The 16,721-nt window shown below is 65.5% G+C and carries 13 protein-coding genes; 8 read left to right on the plus strand and 5 right to left on the minus strand.

Annotated elements, in window-relative coordinates:
• The first annotated feature begins 101 nt into the window (after nucleotides 1–101).
• From A6723_RS26345 to A6723_RS26375, 7 genes are all read left to right on the plus strand, one after another.
• Entirely contained in the window at nucleotides 102–1,937 is a 1,836-nt protein-coding gene (locus tag A6723_RS26345) for a DUF1302 domain-containing protein (protein ID WP_054910934.1), read from the plus strand.
• A gap of 22 nt (nucleotides 1,938–1,959) precedes the next feature.
• Nucleotides 1,960–3,324 (plus strand): DUF1329 domain-containing protein, encoded by a 1,365-nt coding sequence (locus A6723_RS26350; protein ID WP_064979893.1) that lies wholly within the window; start codon nucleotides 1,960–1,962, stop codon nucleotides 3,322–3,324.
• 219 nt (nucleotides 3,325–3,543) lie between these two features.
• The gene (locus A6723_RS32575) at nucleotides 3,544–5,994 is read left to right on the plus strand and encodes a LuxR C-terminal-related transcriptional regulator (RefSeq protein ID WP_054909285.1); all 2,451 of its coding nucleotides are present in this window, start codon (nucleotides 3,544–3,546) and stop codon (nucleotides 5,992–5,994) included.
• Between the two features lie 183 nt (nucleotides 5,995–6,177).
• Nucleotides 6,178–7,518, plus strand: coding sequence for a coniferyl aldehyde dehydrogenase (locus A6723_RS26360; RefSeq protein WP_256233823.1), 1,341 nt, complete (start codon nucleotides 6,178–6,180; stop codon nucleotides 7,516–7,518).
• Between the two features lie 72 nt (nucleotides 7,519–7,590).
• The gene (locus tag A6723_RS26365; RefSeq protein WP_054909287.1) at nucleotides 7,591–8,676 is read left to right on the plus strand and encodes a Zn-dependent alcohol dehydrogenase; all 1,086 of its coding nucleotides are present in this window, start codon (nucleotides 7,591–7,593) and stop codon (nucleotides 8,674–8,676) included.
• A gap of 84 nt (nucleotides 8,677–8,760) precedes the next feature.
• On the plus strand, nucleotides 8,761–9,957 hold the full coding sequence (locus tag A6723_RS26370) for an acyl-CoA dehydrogenase family protein (RefSeq protein WP_054909288.1): 1,197 nt from the start codon (nucleotides 8,761–8,763) through the stop codon (nucleotides 9,955–9,957).
• 12 nt (nucleotides 9,958–9,969) lie between these two features.
• On the plus strand, nucleotides 9,970–11,115 hold the full coding sequence (locus A6723_RS26375) for an acyl-CoA dehydrogenase family protein (RefSeq protein ID WP_054909289.1): 1,146 nt from the start codon (nucleotides 9,970–9,972) through the stop codon (nucleotides 11,113–11,115).
• A 54-nt stretch (nucleotides 11,116–11,169) separates the two neighbouring features.
• Here the strand turns inward: A6723_RS26375 and A6723_RS26380 are convergent, their stop codons facing one another.
• Nucleotides 11,170–11,511 carry a hypothetical protein gene (locus A6723_RS26380; RefSeq protein ID WP_054909290.1) on the minus strand — a complete coding sequence of 114 codons (342 nt, stop codon included), beginning with the start codon at nucleotides 11,509–11,511 and terminating at the stop codon, nucleotides 11,170–11,172.
• Between the two features lie 142 nt (nucleotides 11,512–11,653).
• On the opposite strand from A6723_RS26380, the gene A6723_RS26385 reads away from it, so the two are divergent.
• Nucleotides 11,654–12,427: an ABC transporter ATP-binding protein gene (locus A6723_RS26385; RefSeq protein WP_054909291.1), complete on the plus strand. Its 774-nt coding sequence runs from the start codon at nucleotides 11,654–11,656 to the stop codon at nucleotides 12,425–12,427.
• A gap of 134 nt (nucleotides 12,428–12,561) precedes the next feature.
• On the opposite strand, the gene A6723_RS26390 is transcribed toward A6723_RS26385, so the two are convergent.
• Genes A6723_RS26390 through A6723_RS26405 form a run of 4 tightly spaced genes read right to left on the minus strand, consistent with a single transcriptional unit; the run spans nucleotide 12,562 to nucleotide 16,721 of the window.
• Nucleotides 12,562–14,187 carry a dienelactone hydrolase gene (locus A6723_RS26390; RefSeq protein WP_054909292.1) on the minus strand — a complete coding sequence of 542 codons (1,626 nt, stop codon included), beginning with the start codon at nucleotides 14,185–14,187 and terminating at the stop codon, nucleotides 12,562–12,564.
• Nucleotides 14,184–15,380, minus strand: coding sequence for an MFS transporter (locus A6723_RS26395; RefSeq protein ID WP_054909293.1), 1,197 nt, complete (start codon nucleotides 15,378–15,380; stop codon nucleotides 14,184–14,186). The genes A6723_RS26390 and A6723_RS26395 overlap by 4 nt, the downstream gene beginning before the upstream one ends.
• A gap of 1 nt (nucleotide 15,381) precedes the next feature.
• Nucleotides 15,382–15,573: a hypothetical protein gene (locus A6723_RS26400; RefSeq protein ID WP_054909294.1), complete on the minus strand. Its 192-nt coding sequence runs from the start codon at nucleotides 15,571–15,573 to the stop codon at nucleotides 15,382–15,384.
• Nucleotides 15,570–16,721 carry a PepSY domain-containing protein gene (locus A6723_RS26405; protein WP_054909295.1) on the minus strand — a complete coding sequence of 384 codons (1,152 nt, stop codon included), beginning with the start codon at nucleotides 16,719–16,721 and terminating at the stop codon, nucleotides 15,570–15,572. The genes A6723_RS26400 and A6723_RS26405 overlap by 4 nt, the downstream gene beginning before the upstream one ends.

Genomic DNA, 16,721 nt, shown 5'->3' on the forward strand with positions numbered 1-16,721 from the left:
CGAAAAGCAGCGAATCGAATTACCCGATCGGGTGAATAGCAGAGCGGGGCGCATCGCTAGCATGAGCGCTCCAACACCGTTCACCTTCTTTGGAGCGCCGCATGACAAGAACAACAAAGCGCGGAGTCTTTCAGCCGCAACTGCTGGCTGCAGCCGTCGCCTTGGGCGTCAGTGCCACTGCCAACGCCGTCGATTTCAACATCGGGGAGATCGAGGGCAAGTTCGACTCGTCGCTGACCTTTGGCAGCAGTTGGGCCACCAGCGCACCGGACAAGCAGTTCATCTCCAACTTCAACTCGATGGGCGTGGCCGGTGGCAAGTCGTCATCGCGCACGGTCGATGACAACCGCCTGAACTTCAAGAGCGGCGAGAACATCTCGACCATCGTCAAGGGCCTGCACGATCTGGAGCTGAAGTACGGCGACAGCGGCGCCTTCGTCCGTGGCAAGTACTGGTACGACTTCGAGCTCAAGGACGGCCATCAGCATTTCTACGACATCGACGACTCCGGGCGCGACCAGGCGGCCAAGTCATCCGGCGCGATGTTCCTCGACAGCTTCGTCTACCACAACTACAACCTCGGCGACCTGCCCGGCAACGTGCGCCTGGGCAAGCAGGTGGTGAGCTGGGGCGAGAGCACCTTCATCCAGAACGGCATCAACGTGATCAACCCGATCGACGTTGCGGCGGTGCGCCGGCCGGGTTCGGAAGTCAAGGAAGGTCTGATTCCGGAGAACATGATCTATGTCTCCCAGGGCCTGGCCGACAACTTCACTGCCGAAGCCTTCTATCAGATCACCTGGGAGAAGACGATCACCGACAACTGCGGCACCTTCTTTGGCAGCGATGGCGTACCCAAGGGCTGCGACGACCGCCTGGTGGTCAGCGGCCTGGACCTCGCCCCCGGCGCCGCGCTCAACAAGGGCGGAGCTGCCGCTGTCGCCGGCGGCCTCGATGATGTCTACATCCCCCGCGCCAAGGACAACGATCCGCGCAACAGCGGCCAGTTCGGCATCGCCCTGCGCTGGTTCGTGCCGGAGCTGAACGACACCGAGTTCGGCGCCTATGCCCTGAACTATCACAGCCGCAACCCGTTCCTCAGCACCATCCGCACGACCGGCCCGGGTACGCCGCCCAGCGCCCTCAACGTGCCGCGCAATGCCAAGTACTTCATCGATTACCCGGAAGACATCCGCCTCTATGGCCTGAGCTTCGCCGCCAACGTGGCGGGCACTTCGCTGGGGGGTGAACTGAGCTACCGGCCGAACATGCCGCTGCAACTGAGCACGCCCGATCTGCTCAGCGCGACGGTAGGCACCGCGAGCTCGCCGTTGCTCACTACCGGTTTTGCCACCACCACGCCGGGCGGCGTGATCGATGGTTACGACCGCATGCCGGTACTGCAGGCGCAGATGACCGCGACCAAGCTGTTCAACCAGGTCTGGGGATCTGACCGCCTGACCCTGGTGGGCGAGGTCGGCTACAACCGCATCAACGGCCTGGGCGATTCCGATGGCACCGACCTGCGCTTCGGCCGCAGCCCTGCCTTCGGTTCCGGCATCCTGCCCGGCGCCGCGGGGTTGGCAACCTGCAAGGGCAGTGCGGTGGGACAGCCCAACGCAAGCAACCCGGCGCAGCAGTGCAACAGCCACGGTTTCTACACCACCAGCTCCTGGGGCTACCGCGTTCGCGCGCAACTGGATTACCCGAACGTTTTCGCCGGCGTGAACCTGTCGCCGAACCTGGCCTGGTCGCATGACGTCGATGGCTGGGGACCGAACTTCGAGGAGGGCGCCAAGGCCGTCAGCCTCGGCTTGAACGCGGACTACCAGAACACCTACACCGCCGCGCTGAACTACACGAATTTCTTCGACGGCAAATACAACACCATGACCGACCGCGACTATGTCTCGCTGAGCCTCGGCGTCAACTTCTAACCAGCAACAGCGGAGAATCGACATGATCAGAAGTACTATGCTGCGCACCGGCGCTATGGCGCTGTCGTTGCTGGCAACCGGCGTAATGGCTGCCGTCACCCCCGAGGAAGCCGGGCAGTTGGGTACCAGCCTGACGCCACTGGGCGCGGAGAAGGCCGGCAATGCCGATGGCAGTATCCCGGCCTGGACGGGCGGCCTCAAATCCGGAGCCGCTCCAGTACAGAACGGTTTCCTCGGCAACCCGTTCGCCGATGAGAAGCCCCTGTTCACCATTACCGCGGCCAATGCCGAGCAGTACAAGGACAAGCTGACGCCGGGCCAGCTCGCCCTGTTCAAGCGCTACCCGGACAGCTACAAGATTCCGGTCTACCCGACCCATCGCACTGCCGCGGCTCCCCAGGCGGTGTATGACGCCGTGAAGAAAGGCGCGACGGTGGTCAAGCTGATCAACGACGGTAACGGTCTGGCGGATTTCAATACCCACTATGTACCGTTCCCGATTCCGAAGTCCGGGGTGGAAGTGGTGTGGAACCACGAGACGCGCTACCGCGGAACCAACATGGAGCGCTTCAGCGCCCAGGCCGTGCCGCAGACCAATGGTGACTTCACCGTGGTCGGTTTCAAGGAGAACCTCGGCTTCCCGCAGTACATCACCGACAGCGACCCGGCCAAGACCGGCAACATCATGTACTACTACAAGCAGGAGATCGTCGCGCCGTCGCGTCTGACCGGTACCGTGAACCTCGCCTACGAGACCATCGACCAGCTCAAGGAGCCGCGCCAGGCCTGGACCTACAACGCCGGCCAGCGCCGCGTGCGGCGTGCCCCCGAAGTGGCTTACGACGGCCCCGGCAGCGCCGCCGACGGCATGCGTACCGCCGACAACTCCGACCTCTACAACGGTTCGCCGGACCGCTACACCTGGAAGCTGATCGGCAAGAAGGAGCTGTACATCCCCTATAACAGCTACAAGCTGTGGTCGCCGACGCTGAAGTACGCCGACATCATCCGCCCCGGTCATATCAACCAGGATCTCACGCGCTACGAGCTGCATCGCGTGTGGGAGGTCGAGGGCACGCTCAAGCCGGGCGAGCGCCATATCTATGCCAAGCGCCACATGTATTTCGACGAGGATACCTGGGCCCTGGCGGAGATCGACCATTACGACAGCCGTGGCCAACTCTGGCGCGTCGCCGAGGGCCACCAGGTCAACGACTACGAGCACGGCCAGGCCGCCTATGCGGTGCAGACCCTCTACGATCTGATCGCCGGGCGCTACATGGCGATGAACATGATCAACGAGGCCAAGCGCGGACCGCAGTTCGACCAGCAGTACAGCAACAACGACTTCACTCCCGCGGCCCTGCGCAACGCCGGCATCCGTTGAGCCATGGCGGCGAGCCGGACCTCGGCTCGCCGCAACTCCCCGTCCTGCTCGACATTGCTCTGCGTCAAACGCCACGGGGGCTTGCCCCGTGGCCACCTGATATGGGGGGCGTCTGCGCTCCCCGGCACTTCCAAGATGCTTGCCAATGCAGCGAGGAGCGCGATTGCGCTCCGTTGCTGGAGTGATCGCTTCGTCTAACACCATAGATCGAGGTCCGTCATGCAAGGTCTGGGTGCCAGTATTTCGCCTGCCGATGGGCAAAGGGCTTCGCTGCCGGCCCTGCCGTCAGCGTATGTTCCGCGCTGCGAACTGCAGGCTCGCCTGCGCCGCAGCCGCCAGCGTCTGTGCCTGCTCTGTGCGCCGGCCGGCTATGGCAAGAGCGTCCTGCTTGGAGCGAGCCTGGCCGCGCCGGCCAGCGGCGAGCAGGTGTTGTGGCTGAGCCTGGGCGGTCACGTCGAATCACTGCACGAGCTGTGCTCACATATTTGCCGGGAGCTGGGTCTGAGCCCGGCCCAGGGCGCCGCGCCAATCACCCTGCTCAGGTACTTCGCTGCACATCCGACGCCGACCCGACTGGTGCTCGACGACCTGCCTGGCGAGATGTCGATCGAGTTGAACAACTGGTTCGATCATCTGCTGGCGCTGCCGTCCGGCCATCTGCAACTACTGGTCAGCAGTCGCCAGCGGCCGAACTGGAACCTCCCGCGCCTGATGCTGCGCAACGAATTGCTGGAGCTGGATGCCAGCCAACTGGCCATGACCCGCGCGGAGTTCGACAGGCTGCTCGAGGTTTCCGCCAGCTCAATGCCGGCGACCGCTCGCGAACAGCTCTGGCAACGTGCCGAAGGCTGGTGGGCCGGCATCCGGCTGCTATTGGGCGAGGGCGCCGACCACCCCACCGGCAAAGGTCCCGGACTGATCCGGGACTATCTGGACCATGAACTGCTGGCGCGCCTGGGGGAGGCCGAACGGAACATCCTCTACGGGCTGGCGCACCTGCCGAGGTTCTCCATCGAGCTGTGTGCCCAATTGTGGGAGGAGCATGGCGGCCGCCAGGCGTTGCGGCGGCTGATGCAATGCCAGGCCTTCATCTTCCCGCTGGAGGCCCGTGGCAGCTGGCTGCGGGTCCTGCCCCTGGTCGCCGAAGCGTTGCAGGAGCGTGTCGATGCGGTCGAGTTGTCACGCTTGCGCCTCCATTCCTGCCGAATATTGAGCATTGCCGGGCACCTGAACGAAGCCATCGAGCAGGCGCTGCAAGCCGAGCAGCCTGAGGTTGCCGCCAACTACATGCAGAAGCTCTTGCCGAGCTGGCAGCTCGCCGAGCACAACCTTCACCGCCTGCTGGAGTGGCGCCAGCAGTTGCCGGGGCACCTGCTCGAAAGCACCCCGCGCCTGGTCTATCTGTGCTCCCTGGCGCTGTATGGCAGCGGCCGGCTGGAGGAGGCCGACCGTTGCCTGGAGAGTATGGAGCGCTTCCTGCCCTGTGCAGACCCGCTGCTGGATCGTCGCCTGCGGGCCAACTGGCAGGCCCTGCGGGGACTTTCCCTGGCCACCCGAGGGCAGCCCGAGGAAGCACGGCTGGCCTGCCATGAAGCGCTCGACCATTTGCCGGGCGGGGACTGGATTTCCATCGTGGTGTGCTATTCGACGCTGGCGCGCCTGGCCATGGCTGCCGGGCGCCTGGGCGACGCCAGGACGTTGCTCGACGATGCCGTCGAACTGGCGCGTCGTGAGGGCTGCCTGGACAGCGAAGTGCTGATCAACACGGATCGCCTGCGCTTGTTGATTCTGCTGGATGAAGTGCCTATCGCCGAAGGGCTGCTGGCGGAAACCCTGGAGTGGCGCACGGCGGCGAATATCCCGTGTGATCCACTGCTGGCACGGCTGTTGTTCCTGCAGGGCGAACTGCACCTGCACCAAGGTCGTGTCGAGGAGGCAGAGAAGTCGCTTCGTGCAGGGCTGTCGCATGCCCGCCAGGGCTCCGCGCCGTACAGCCAGTTCGGCCATCTGCTGCTGGCGGAGGCGGCCAGCCGCAGCGGCCATCATGAGCAGGCACTGTTGCATCTGCACGAGGCCGAGCGACGCATGCATTGCGGCCGCGTCGACAGCGAGTGCTACAGCGGGTCGGTACTGCTGCAGTCCTTGCGGGTTCTCGCCCGACGCCATCAGTGGCGCACCGTGCTACGCCGTGCCGCCAGCCCGGAAGCCCATCGGCCGGCCTTGCTGCAGCCCAGCCTGGCGCAGGAGATAGAGCTGATCGTGGCGCAGGCCGAACTGGGCTCCGGCCAGCCGCAGCAGGCGCGCCTACGCCTGCTTGCCTTGGCGCAGGACTGTGCCCGCCGGCGCTATCGGCTGCTCGAAAGCCATGCCCGCGCGCTGCTGGTGCAGTTGCCTGAGGTGGCAGAGGGGAGTTCGGCGCCCGGCGCCGCCGCGGTGGGGCCGGGTGATGTGGATGAGGCGAGTATTTCCGCATGCCTGGAAGACCTGACCCCGCGAGAGTCCTCGGTGCTGACGCTGCTGGCGCGCGGCATGTCGAACCAGGAGATCGCCGACAGCCTGTTCCTCTCGGTGAACACCGTGAAGTACCACGCGAAGAACATCAACGCCAAGCTGGGCAGCACCCGGCGCACCCAGGCGATTGTCTTCGCCAAGGCCATGGGCCTGATCTGACGGTGCATTGCGACGCCACGTCGGAGGCGTGCTTCACCACCTGAGGCGGGTGGGGCCCTGCTGCGAAAAAGGCTCAAAGATGGCGAAAACCCGCTGCGGGACAGCCGGCGATTCTCCGCTCCCGCAGGACGGACCCCGGATGGGCGCGCCATGCCCGATGACATCAGAACAATAGGAGCCGTTGTGACCAGCGCCATTGAATCCTCGCCCCATGCCGCCATCCGCGCCATTCTCGACAAGCAGCGCGCTGCCAGTCGCGCCAGCAGCACCTGGAGCGCCGAACAGCGCATCGAGCTGCTGGGGCGGGCGATCGACCTGCTGGTCCGCCACGAGAAGGCGATCATTGATGCGTTGACTGCCGACTTCGGTCAACGCAGCCCGATGTTCTCCCGTCTGAGTGAAGTATTGGGCCCACTGGCGACGCTGAAACAGGCCCAGGAAGCACTCACCGAATGGATGCAGCCGCAACCGCGCCAGGTCCCTCGGGGAGAGGCCTGGGTGCAGTATCAGCCGCTGGGCGTGGTGGGTATCGTCACGGCCTGGAACGTGCCCGGCAATATGTTCTTCAACGGCCTGGCCGGCGCTTTGGCCGCCGGTAATCGGGTGATGATCAAGCCCTCGGAATACACCTCGCACACGTCCGCGCTGTTCGCCCGTCTGATCGGCGAGGTCTATGCGCAGGACGAAGTCGCCGTCATCACCGGTGGCGCCGAGGTCGGCCAGGCATTCTGCAGCCAGCCCTTCGATCATCTGCTGTTCACCGGGGCCGGCAGCATTGGCAAGCAGGTGCTGCGCGCCGCTGCCGAGAACCTGGTTCCGGTCACCCTGGAGTTGGGCGGCAAGTCGCCGACGGTGATTTCCCGCTCCGCCGATTTCAGGAAAGCAGTGGCCAAGATCGTCGTCGGCAAGGTGCTCAATGCGGGGCAGCTGTGCGTGGCGCCCGACTATGTCTTCGTTCCGGAAGAGTCACTGGACGCGTTCGTCGCGGTGGCCAAGGCGACCCTCGCGGGCTTCCTGCCGCACCTGGCGGACAACCCCGAGTACACCGCGATCATCAATGCGCGCCACTACCAGCGTCTGCAGGGCTACCTCGATGAAGCCCGTCGTGCCGGCGTGGAGCTGATCGAGCTGAACCCGGCGAGTGAAGTGCTGGATGCCGCCACGCGGAAGATCGTACCCACCTTGCTGCTGAACCCGGGCGACGAGCTGCAGGTGATGCAGGACGAGATCTTCGGCCCGTTGCTGCCGATCAAGCCCTATCGCTCCCTCGACGACGTAGTCGCCTTCGTCAATGCCCGGCCACGTCCGCTCGCCCTCTACTACTTCGGCCAGGATGCCGGTGAAGAGTCCCTGTTGCTCAGCGCTACCTGCTCCGGCGGCGTGACCCTCAACGACGTCATGCAGCATGCCGCCATGGAAAGCCTGCCGTTTGGCGGTGTGGGCGCCAGCGGCATGGGGGCGTATCACGGCGTGGATGGCTTCCGCACCTTCAGTCACGCCAAGGCCGTGTTCCGCGCGAGCTGACATCAGCCGTACGTCCCAACGCGCGCGGCGCTGGTCCGCTGCGCCTTCCTGTCCTGTTGCGAGAGAGAACTCATGAAAGCTGCGGTATTCCATCAAGTCGGCGCCCCGCTGAGCATCGAGGAGGTCGGTATCAGCAAGCCCGGCCCGCGCGAGGTGCTGATTCGCACCCACGCCGTGGGCGTCTGCCATTCCGACCTGCACGTCATCGAGGGCGCCTTCCCTTATCCGGGGCCGATGGTGCTGGGCCACGAGGCCGCCGGCGTCGTCGAACAGGTCGGATCGGAAGTGCGCACGGTGAAGCCGGGCGACCACGTGGTCACCTGCCTGACGGTCTACTGCGGCCACTGTCCCCATTGCGTCACCGGGCACATGGCGCTGTGCGTTTCGCCGGAAACGCGCCGCGGCAAGCACGAGGAGCCGCGCATGACCTATGCGCACAAGCCGATGCCGCAGTTCGTCAACCTCTCCGGTTTCGCCGAGCAGATGCTGGTACACGAGCATGCCTGCGTGGCTATCCGCCGTGACATGCCGCTGGATCGCGCGGCGCTGCTGGGTTGCGCCGTGACGACCGGTACCGGGGCGGTCTTCAATACCGCCAAGGTGCGTCCGGGCGAAACGGTGGCCGTGCTCGGTTGCGGTGGCATCGGCCTGGCTGCGATCAACGGCGCGGCGCTGGCCGGGGCAGGGCGGATCATCGCCATCGACATGCTCGACTCGAAGCTGGAACTGGCGCGCCAGTTCGGCGCTACCGACGTGGTCAATGCCGCCGGTGGCGACGCGGTCAAGCAGGTCATCGAGCTGACCCGTGGTGGGGTCAATCATGCCTTCGAGTGCATCGGCCTCAAGCAGACCGCCGAGCAGGCCTTCGCCATGCTGGCGCGCGGCGGCTCGGCCACCGTGATCGGGATGATCAAGCCTGGCCTGAAGATCGAGGTCGATCCCTTCCAGTTGCTCAATGAGCGTCGCCTGCAGGGCTCGCTGATGGGCTCCAATCGATTCCCGGTGGACCTGCCGCGGCTGGTGGACTTTTACCTGCAAGGGCGCCTCAAGCTTGACGAAATGATCTCCCAGCGTATTCGCCTGGAGCAGATCAACGACGCCTTCGACGAACTGCGCCGCGGCGAACTGGCTCGTTCGGTGATCGTCTTCGACCAGTGAGCTACCTCGCTCGCGGCCTGGCGCCGCGAGCGCCGTCCACCTGATACCGGCCTTGCCGCCGACGGATTGCCGAGGAACCACCCGATGGACATTCATTTCACGCCCGAGGAAATCGCCTTCCGCGAGGAGGTCCGGGCATTCCTGCGCAGCGAGCTGCCGGCGGAGATTTCCAGCCGCATTCTCCAGGGCAAGCGCCTGAGCAAGGAGCAGCAGGTTGCCTGGATGCGCACCCTTGACCAGCGCGGCTGGTTGGCTCCAGGCTGGCCCTTGGAGTACGGCGGCACCGGCTGGGGAGTGGTGCAGAAGCACATCTTCGAAGAGGAATGCTTCGTAGCCGGGGCGCCGAAAGTAGTCTCCTTCGGCGCCAAGATGGTCGCGCCGGTGCTGATCAGGTTCGGCACGCCGGAGCAGAAGGCGCGCTTCCTTCCGCGTATCCTCGATAGCAGCGAGTGGTGGTGCCAGGGCTATTCCGAGCCGGGCGCCGGTTCCGACCTCTCGGCACTGAAGACCCGCGCGGTGCGTGACGGCGAGCACTACGTGGTAAACGGCCAGAAGATCTGGACCACCCTGGCGCACTATGCCGACTGGATGTTCTGCCTGGTGCGCACCGACCCGGAAGCGCAGCAGCAACGCGGTATCTCGTTCCTGCTGATCGACATGAAAACTCCGGGCATCACCATTCGCCCGATCATCACCCTGGACGGCGAGCACGAAGTCAACGAAGTGTTCTTCGACAACGTGCGCGTACCGGTGCAGAACCTGGTGGGGCGCGAGAACGAAGGCTGGACCTGCGCCAAGTACCTGCTGACCCACGAGCGCACCACCATCGCTGCCATCGGCATGACCAAGATCATGCTGCAGCGTCTCAAGCGTGTTGCCGCTCGCGAGCTGCGCAACGGCCGTCCCCTGCTTGAGGACCCCCTGTTCCGCGCCCAGGTTGCCGATGTCGAGATGCAGGCGATGGCCACCGAGATGAGCAACCTGCGTACCCTGGCCGCCGCTCGCGATGGCGGGGCGCCCGGTGCGGAGAGTTCGATCCTGAAGATCAAGAGCACCGAGCTGCGGCAACAGATCGCCTACCTGATCAGCAAGGCCGTGGGTGCCTACGCCTTGCCGTTCCTCGAAGACGAACTGGGCCATGGCGAGGCGTGCGAACCGCTGCATACCGCCGACAGCAGCGCTGCCACCTACCAGTACCTGGATACCCGCAAGGCCTCGATCTACGGGGGCGCCAACGAAATCCAGAAGAACATCATCGCCAAGATGATCCTCGAGCTGTAAGGAACCACGAACATGGACTTCAGACTCACAGAAGAGCAGCAGATGCTGCAGGACACCGCGGCCCGCCTGGTCCGCGATACCTACACCTTCGAGCAGCGCGAGACGCTCCTGCGCAGCCCGCAGGGTTTCAGCAGCGAATCCTGGAAGCAACTGGGCGCGCTGGGGCTGACAGCGGTTCCCTTCGCAGAAAGCTATGGTGGCTTCGCCGGTAGCGGTGTCGACATCCTGCTGATCGCCAAGGAGCTGGGCCGCGGCCTGTGCCTGGAACCCTACCTGCATTCGGTGGTGTTCGGTGGCGGCCTGCTGGCCCAGCTAGGCAACGCTGCGCAGCGTGAGGAATTGCTGCCGCAGGTGGCCGAGGCCAGCCTGCAACTGGCGGTTGCCCTGGAGGAGCCGCAGAGTCACTACCAGCTGCATGACCTGCGTACGCGTGCGGAGCGGGTCGAGGGCGGTTGGCGCCTGAACGGCCACAAGAGCGCCGTGTTTGCCGGCCACAGTGCGGGGCTGATCCTGGTGTCGGCACGTACCAGTGGAGGCGAGCGTGACGAATCCGGGGTCAGCCTGTTCCTGGTCGACCCGCAGAGCACCGGTGTGCGCCGGCGTGCCTACCCGACCATGGACGGACGCAAGGCGTGCGACCTGCATCTGGACGACGTGGTCGTCACCCCTGCAGCGTTGCTGGGCGAGGAGGGGGGAGCCCTGGCTGCGCTGGTCTATCAGCAGGGCCGCGCCATTGCCGCGCAGTGCGGCGAAGCCTTGGGCAGCATGGAAGCGGCTTGCCAGCTGACGCTCGATTACCTGAAGGTGCGCCAGCAGTTCGGCCAGCCCATCGGTAAATTCCAGGCCTTGCAGCACCGCATGGTCGACATGCGCATCGAACTGGAACAGGCCACGTCCATGGCGCTGCTGGCGGCCTGTGTCGCCGACGAGGCGGACAGCGACGAGCGCAGCCGGACCCTGGCCGCCGCGAAGTACATCGTCAGCCGGGCTGGTCGCTACATCGCTGACCAGGGTATTCAACTGCACGGCGGGATCGGCCTGACCTGGGAATATGCGTTCTCGCACCACGCCAAGCACCTGCTGATGATCGCCCGCCAGTTCGGCGACGATGATCATCACCTGCAGGTCTTCTGCGAACTGATGCAGCCGGCCGCCTGAACCGGCCACCGGCAGGAAGTCCCGATTTCGGGCCGCCGATGGCGGCCCGCTTTTTCAGGCTGGCAGGGCGGACGTCATCATCCAGGTGATGAACCCGGCGTTCACCGCCGTGAACACCAGGGCGACCAGGAACACCGTATCGGCCACTTGCATCATCCGCTGGCTGCGCAGCGTGCGGTGCGTGCGCAGGCTCCAATAGGAGCAGAGGGCGGCGACCAGGTAGAACATGAGGTTGACCGCCACCATGTCATCGATGATCAGGTCTTCCCGGCGCAGGGTGAGGATTACCCGGATGATGCCGATCACGGTCAGGCATACGCCCACCATGGTGGCAGAGACGGAGAAGATGTGGACGCAGATATCGTCGTCCAGGGAGGGCGTTTCCGGAGTGGTCATGGCTGACATCCCGACAGGCGTCTCGGCGATCGGTGAACGCTAGTCACTGTAGGTTATCGCGTGCTTAACAGCGAAGAGGCTGCTGCGACGGTGCCAGGCATGGTAGAAGGGAAGCCTTCGTTCGCTGCCTGCCGACTTTCCCATGATCGACTTCAACAACATTACCGCCTACCAGCAGCAGACCCGCGTGCTGGATGGCTTTTCCCTGCATATCGGCGAAGGCGAGAAGGTCGCCATCCTCGGCCCCAACGGCGCCGGCAAGAGCACGCTGCTCAAGCTGATCAGCCGCGAGCTTTATCCGGTGGACCGGCCGGACAGCTCGCTGAACCTGTTCGGTCTGCAGAACGTCACCCTGTGGGACCTGCGCAGCCGCATCGGCTTCGTCTCCCAGGACCTGCAGGAAGACTACACACCCTTCACCCAGGCGCTGGACGTGGTGATCTCCGGTTTCTTTGGCGCCATCGGCAGCCACGGTCACCTGCAGCCAACGCCGGAACAGGCGGAGAAGGCACGCGAGATGCTGGCCCAGGTGGAGATGGACGGCTACGCCGAGCGCATGTTCCAGCGCCTGTCGACCGGCCAGAAGCGCCGCCTGCTGCTGGCCCGCGCGCTTATCCACGAACCCCGCGCGCTGATTCTCGACGAGCCGGCCAATGGCCTGGACATGGGTGCCAGCCTGCAGATGCTCACCCTGCTTCGACGCTTCTGCGGCCCGGAGCACGCGATGATCATCACTACCCATCACCTCGACGAGATCATTCCGGAAATCGAACGGGTGGTGCTGATCGCCAACGGCAAGGTCGTGGCCGACGGGCCGAAGGCGGAGATTCTCACCAGCGAAAACCTGTCGGCGCTGTACCAGGCTCCGCTGAAAGTGACCGAGCAGGATGGCTGGTACCGCTGCTGGCATGCCTGAGGTACTTGTCTGTTTGTAGGAGCGAGCTTGCTCGCGAAGAGGTTTGGCGCTCTGCCGAACTCGATATAGGGTTCGCGAGCAAGAGCCAGGCGCCCCCTCGCTCCTACAAGGGCTCTTTGCCGACCGCTCCTGTTCTACCGCCCTGACACCTGCCGCTGCAGGTGCATCGTACGGATGCGTTTGTCCCAGTGGGCGCGTTCGGCTTCCGGTAGGCCCTTCCACCATTGGCTCACCGCGCGATTGCTGTAGGGCGTCAGCCAGTCGGCATACGGCGCCATTTGCGCCTGCGGGAAGCCGTTGTCGCGGCCGCGCAGGTAGTGGTCGAAGAAGCCCAGTACCAGCGTCGCGGGGGCCTCGATCAGTACGTCGGTGGGTGCGCTGCCGATCAGCCTGTCACGCAGTGGCCGGCGCAGGTACAGCGCATTGTCGGTGAGGCCGGCGTGCAACGCATCGCGCATGACCAGACGATGGATGCGCGGGTTCTGCCCGGCGTGCTCGATACGTTCGTAGGAGAAGTCGTTGAAACTGCGTGGCTGTGCTGGCGAGGTGAGACCAAGTATGCCGTAGAACAGCGACAGGTCTGAATGCAGCATCAACAGCGGTACCGGCAGGTCCTCGTCGAACGGCGTGAAGTCGAAGTCGCCGCCATCGAGGTTCACCGCCGCGGCGCAGCGCGTGTCGACCATGCACACGGCGCCGGTGGTCGAGCCGCCGAAGGACATGCCCATCTCGCCGACGTGGCTGAAATCGCTGGCGGCTACCAGGTCGGCCACGTTTGCCGGCACTTCTCCGGCCTGCAGGCGATCGTGGACGAACAACCGATCAGCCAGCCAGATCGGCGCGCTGAGATGGGTGGCGCGGTCCGCCGGTGGCTTGAGTTCGGTGGCGAAGCGCAACTGGCCGTCCAGGCGACGAGCCAGGTCGTCTTCGCCGTAGCCTTGCAGCAGGAGCGGGGAGAAACCGTGTTCGAAGGCATCGCGCAGGTGGTCGTAGAGTGCCGGGTCGGTCGGCGCTACTTCACCGTTGGGGAACAGCGTGGGCGAGGCGTCACCGGTGTGCTGCACGGAGTAAACCGCATAACCGTGGCTGGCGAGTTCCTCCATGATCCGTCCGTTCATGCCGGCAAAGGAGCCATAGCCATGGCTGTAGAGCACGACCGGCAGGCGCCCTGGGGCGGGGCGCAGCGGGGCATTCTCATAGGAATTGGTGCGCAGGTGGCGGAGGTGCGTGAGCAACGGTGGGAAATGCAACAGCTCGCCGAAACCGCGTGCGGTGCTGCGGCTTTCGGCGTCGCTGAAATAGTTGCGGGGCTGTGCGCCCACGGTCGGTCTGGCCGGGTACCAGACGCGCACCAGGAGCCGGCGCGCCTTGCCGGCGGGGGCGCCGAGCAGGCCGGTGCGACTGGGGTCGATCAGCTCGAAGTCACGCACGCCCACCGGATAGGGCCCGCTGGGCTTGGGCATCGGCGACACCGGGAAGAAATACAGGGAGGCGACGGCCACACCCGCCAGCAGGGTGAAGAATATCCCTGACCAGGCCGGTACCCGAACCGGGCGCTTTCTCCGCAACAACAGCCCGAGAACGAGCAGCAGGGCGGTGGCGGCTGCCATGCCGGCTTGCCAGCGATCATCCCAGACGTCGTAGAGCGCCACGAGCAGCGCCAGCAGGGCAGAGCCGAGCGCCAGCGGGCGGCGGCGCAGCCACCAACCCAGCAGGGCGACGGCGAGCAGCACCAGCAGCAGGCCGTCGGCGATCGTCATGCAACGGTGCCCTTGCGCGGCAGCACGGTCCAGGCCACGCCCAGGACCAGCAGCACGGCAATCAGCACATAAGGTGCGCGGCTATCGACCTGGTGCAGCAGGGTGCCCAGCAGCGGGCCGGTGATCATGCCCAGGCCGTGCACGGCGACCAGGCTGCCGGCGGCGGCGCCCTGTTCGTCGGCTTCCACGGCGTTGGCGTTGAGCGCCGAGACGGCGGGGAAGACCCAGCCCATACCGGCAGCGGCGACGAAGCACGATGCGTAGAGCATCCACGGTGCGACAGCGATGCACACCGAGGCAAAGCCCAGTGCCGAAATCACGCCGCCCACGCCGATCAGCCGCAGCGGTGCCCAGTTCAGCTTGCGTACCAGGATCTGCGCGCAGATCAGCGCTACCCCAACCGAGGTCAAGGCGATGCCAGCGACGCGGGCGGCATCGGCGGGCGGCAGTTGCAGGCGATCGAGGGCGAAGAAGCCGACGGTCATCTGCGCAACGGTGACGCAGACCATGGCGATGAAGCCCAGGGTCAGCGAGCGGCGCAGACGCCGGTCGGTGATCGCCAGGGCCGGGCCCTTGCGCTCGCTGAGGCGTTGGCTGTCGGGCAGCCACTTCCACAGCACGGCCAGGGCCAGCAGCGGCAGCAGGCAGGTGAGCAGCAGCGGCAGGGCCAGACCGAGCATGGCCAGCAGGCCGGCGAAGCTCGGCCCGACCACCATGCCCACGGCGCTCGCTGCACCAAGCCCGGCCATGGCGGAGGCGCGCTTGTCGGCGCTGACATGGTCAGCCACCAGTGCCGCCGAGCAGGCCGGTACGGCGGCGTAGAAACCGCCCGCCAACCCTCGCAGCGCAACGATGCCGATGAAGGCTGGTAATGGCGACATCGAGGTGTTCAGCGCCAGGGCCATGAAGGCGCAGAGCAGGGCGTAGGTCAGCGCAAAGCCGGCCAGGCCGCTGAGCAGCACGCGGCGGCGGCCCAGGCGGTCGCTGGCGATGCCCCAGACGCGGGCCATGAGCATCCAGGCGATGCCACCGACGGTCACCGTCATGCCCGCCTGCCAGGGCGCCAGGCCCAGGGTGCGCGCCACCGGGCCGATCAGCGCGACGAAGGACATCACGGCCACCGTGCAGACGAAAGTCTCGAACATCAGCGGACGCAGGTTCAGGGTCGGCGCCTGGGGTGGCATGGCGGTCATTTCAGCGGGGCTCCTTGGGTCGACGGGGCATTCTCATTCCTACAAAGACGATCAGCAGCAGCGGAACACCAAGGGAAATCCACGACAGCACGTCGAAAACCCCATCGCCGAGCAGTGCGGAGAGCAGCCCGAAGGTGCTCAGCACGGCCAGCGCGATGGGCCAGCGGAAGATCATCCAGAGTCCGCGCCTCATGCCTTGACCTCCGTCTTCAGACCGCCGGAATCCAGTTCCGCCAGGCGTTTCTCGAGGGGCGTGCGGCGTCGGCCAAGCCACAGGTACAGGCCGCTGGCGAGGATGACGATGCTGACGATATCCAGCAGCGCCCAGACGATCTTCAACGGCATGCCGCCGTAGTCGCCGAAGTGCAGCGGCTGGGACAGCAGCAACGTCTTCACGTACAGCGGCATCTCGCGCATGTCGGTCAGCTCGCCGGTTTCGGCATCCACCAGCGCGGGCTTGAGCAGGCGTTCGGTGAGCGGCGTGTTGCCGCGCATGAACACGGCGTAGTGGTGCTTGCTGCTGAACTGCGTGCCGGGGAAGCCGACGAAGCTGACCTCCATGTCCGGAGCGGCCTTGCGGGCGGTGTCGATGGCCTTGTGCAGCGAGCCGAGGCTTTCCAGCGGCGGCGCGTCCTTGTAGGGCGCGGTCATCTCGGCCAGCTGGCCGCCTTGCCAGAGCATCAGGATCGGCAGCGCCAGGGTGTTGATCACCCCGGTGACGCCGACCACCAGCACCCAGGCGAGGGTGACGATGCCCAGCACGTTGTGCAGGTCCAGCCACTTCAACCGCGAGCTGCGCTGGGAGCGCACGGTGGCGAAGTCCAGCTTGCGCATGAATGGCGTGTAGACCACCACGCCGGAGACCAGCGACGCCACCAGCAGCAAACCCATGAAGCCGAGGAACAGGTAGCCGGGCAAGCCCATGAACAGGTCGGTGTGCAGCTTCAACATGATGTGCATGAAGCCGCCCGGCGGCGGCAGCGGATCGAAGAACTCCCCGGTGCGGGCGTCGAAGGGCTGGATGTGGCCATCCTCCGGCGGCGGCACCAGGGTCGGAGCCGTGAGGACCGCGCCCAGCGGATCGTCCTGTTCCCAGAACACGAAGCGCACCACTTCGCCGGGCCGCTTCGCCAGGGCGCGGGCCACCACGTCGTCGTAGTCGATCTTCGGCGACTGCTCGGTGAGCGGCTTGAGCTCCGGGTGCGGTTCGAAGGTGTGCTCGATCTCTTCATGGAAGATCAGCGGCAATCCCGTGAGGCAGAGCATCAGCAGGAATACCGTGGAGATCAGGCTGGTCCACTTGTGCACCAGGTACCAGGTGCGAAGGGCTTTGGCGGTCAT

Origin of the sequence: Pseudomonas sp. AU11447, from assembly GCF_001672555.2 — a bacterium.
GTDB lineage: Bacteria > Pseudomonadota > Gammaproteobacteria > Pseudomonadales > Pseudomonadaceae > Pseudomonas > Pseudomonas nitroreducens.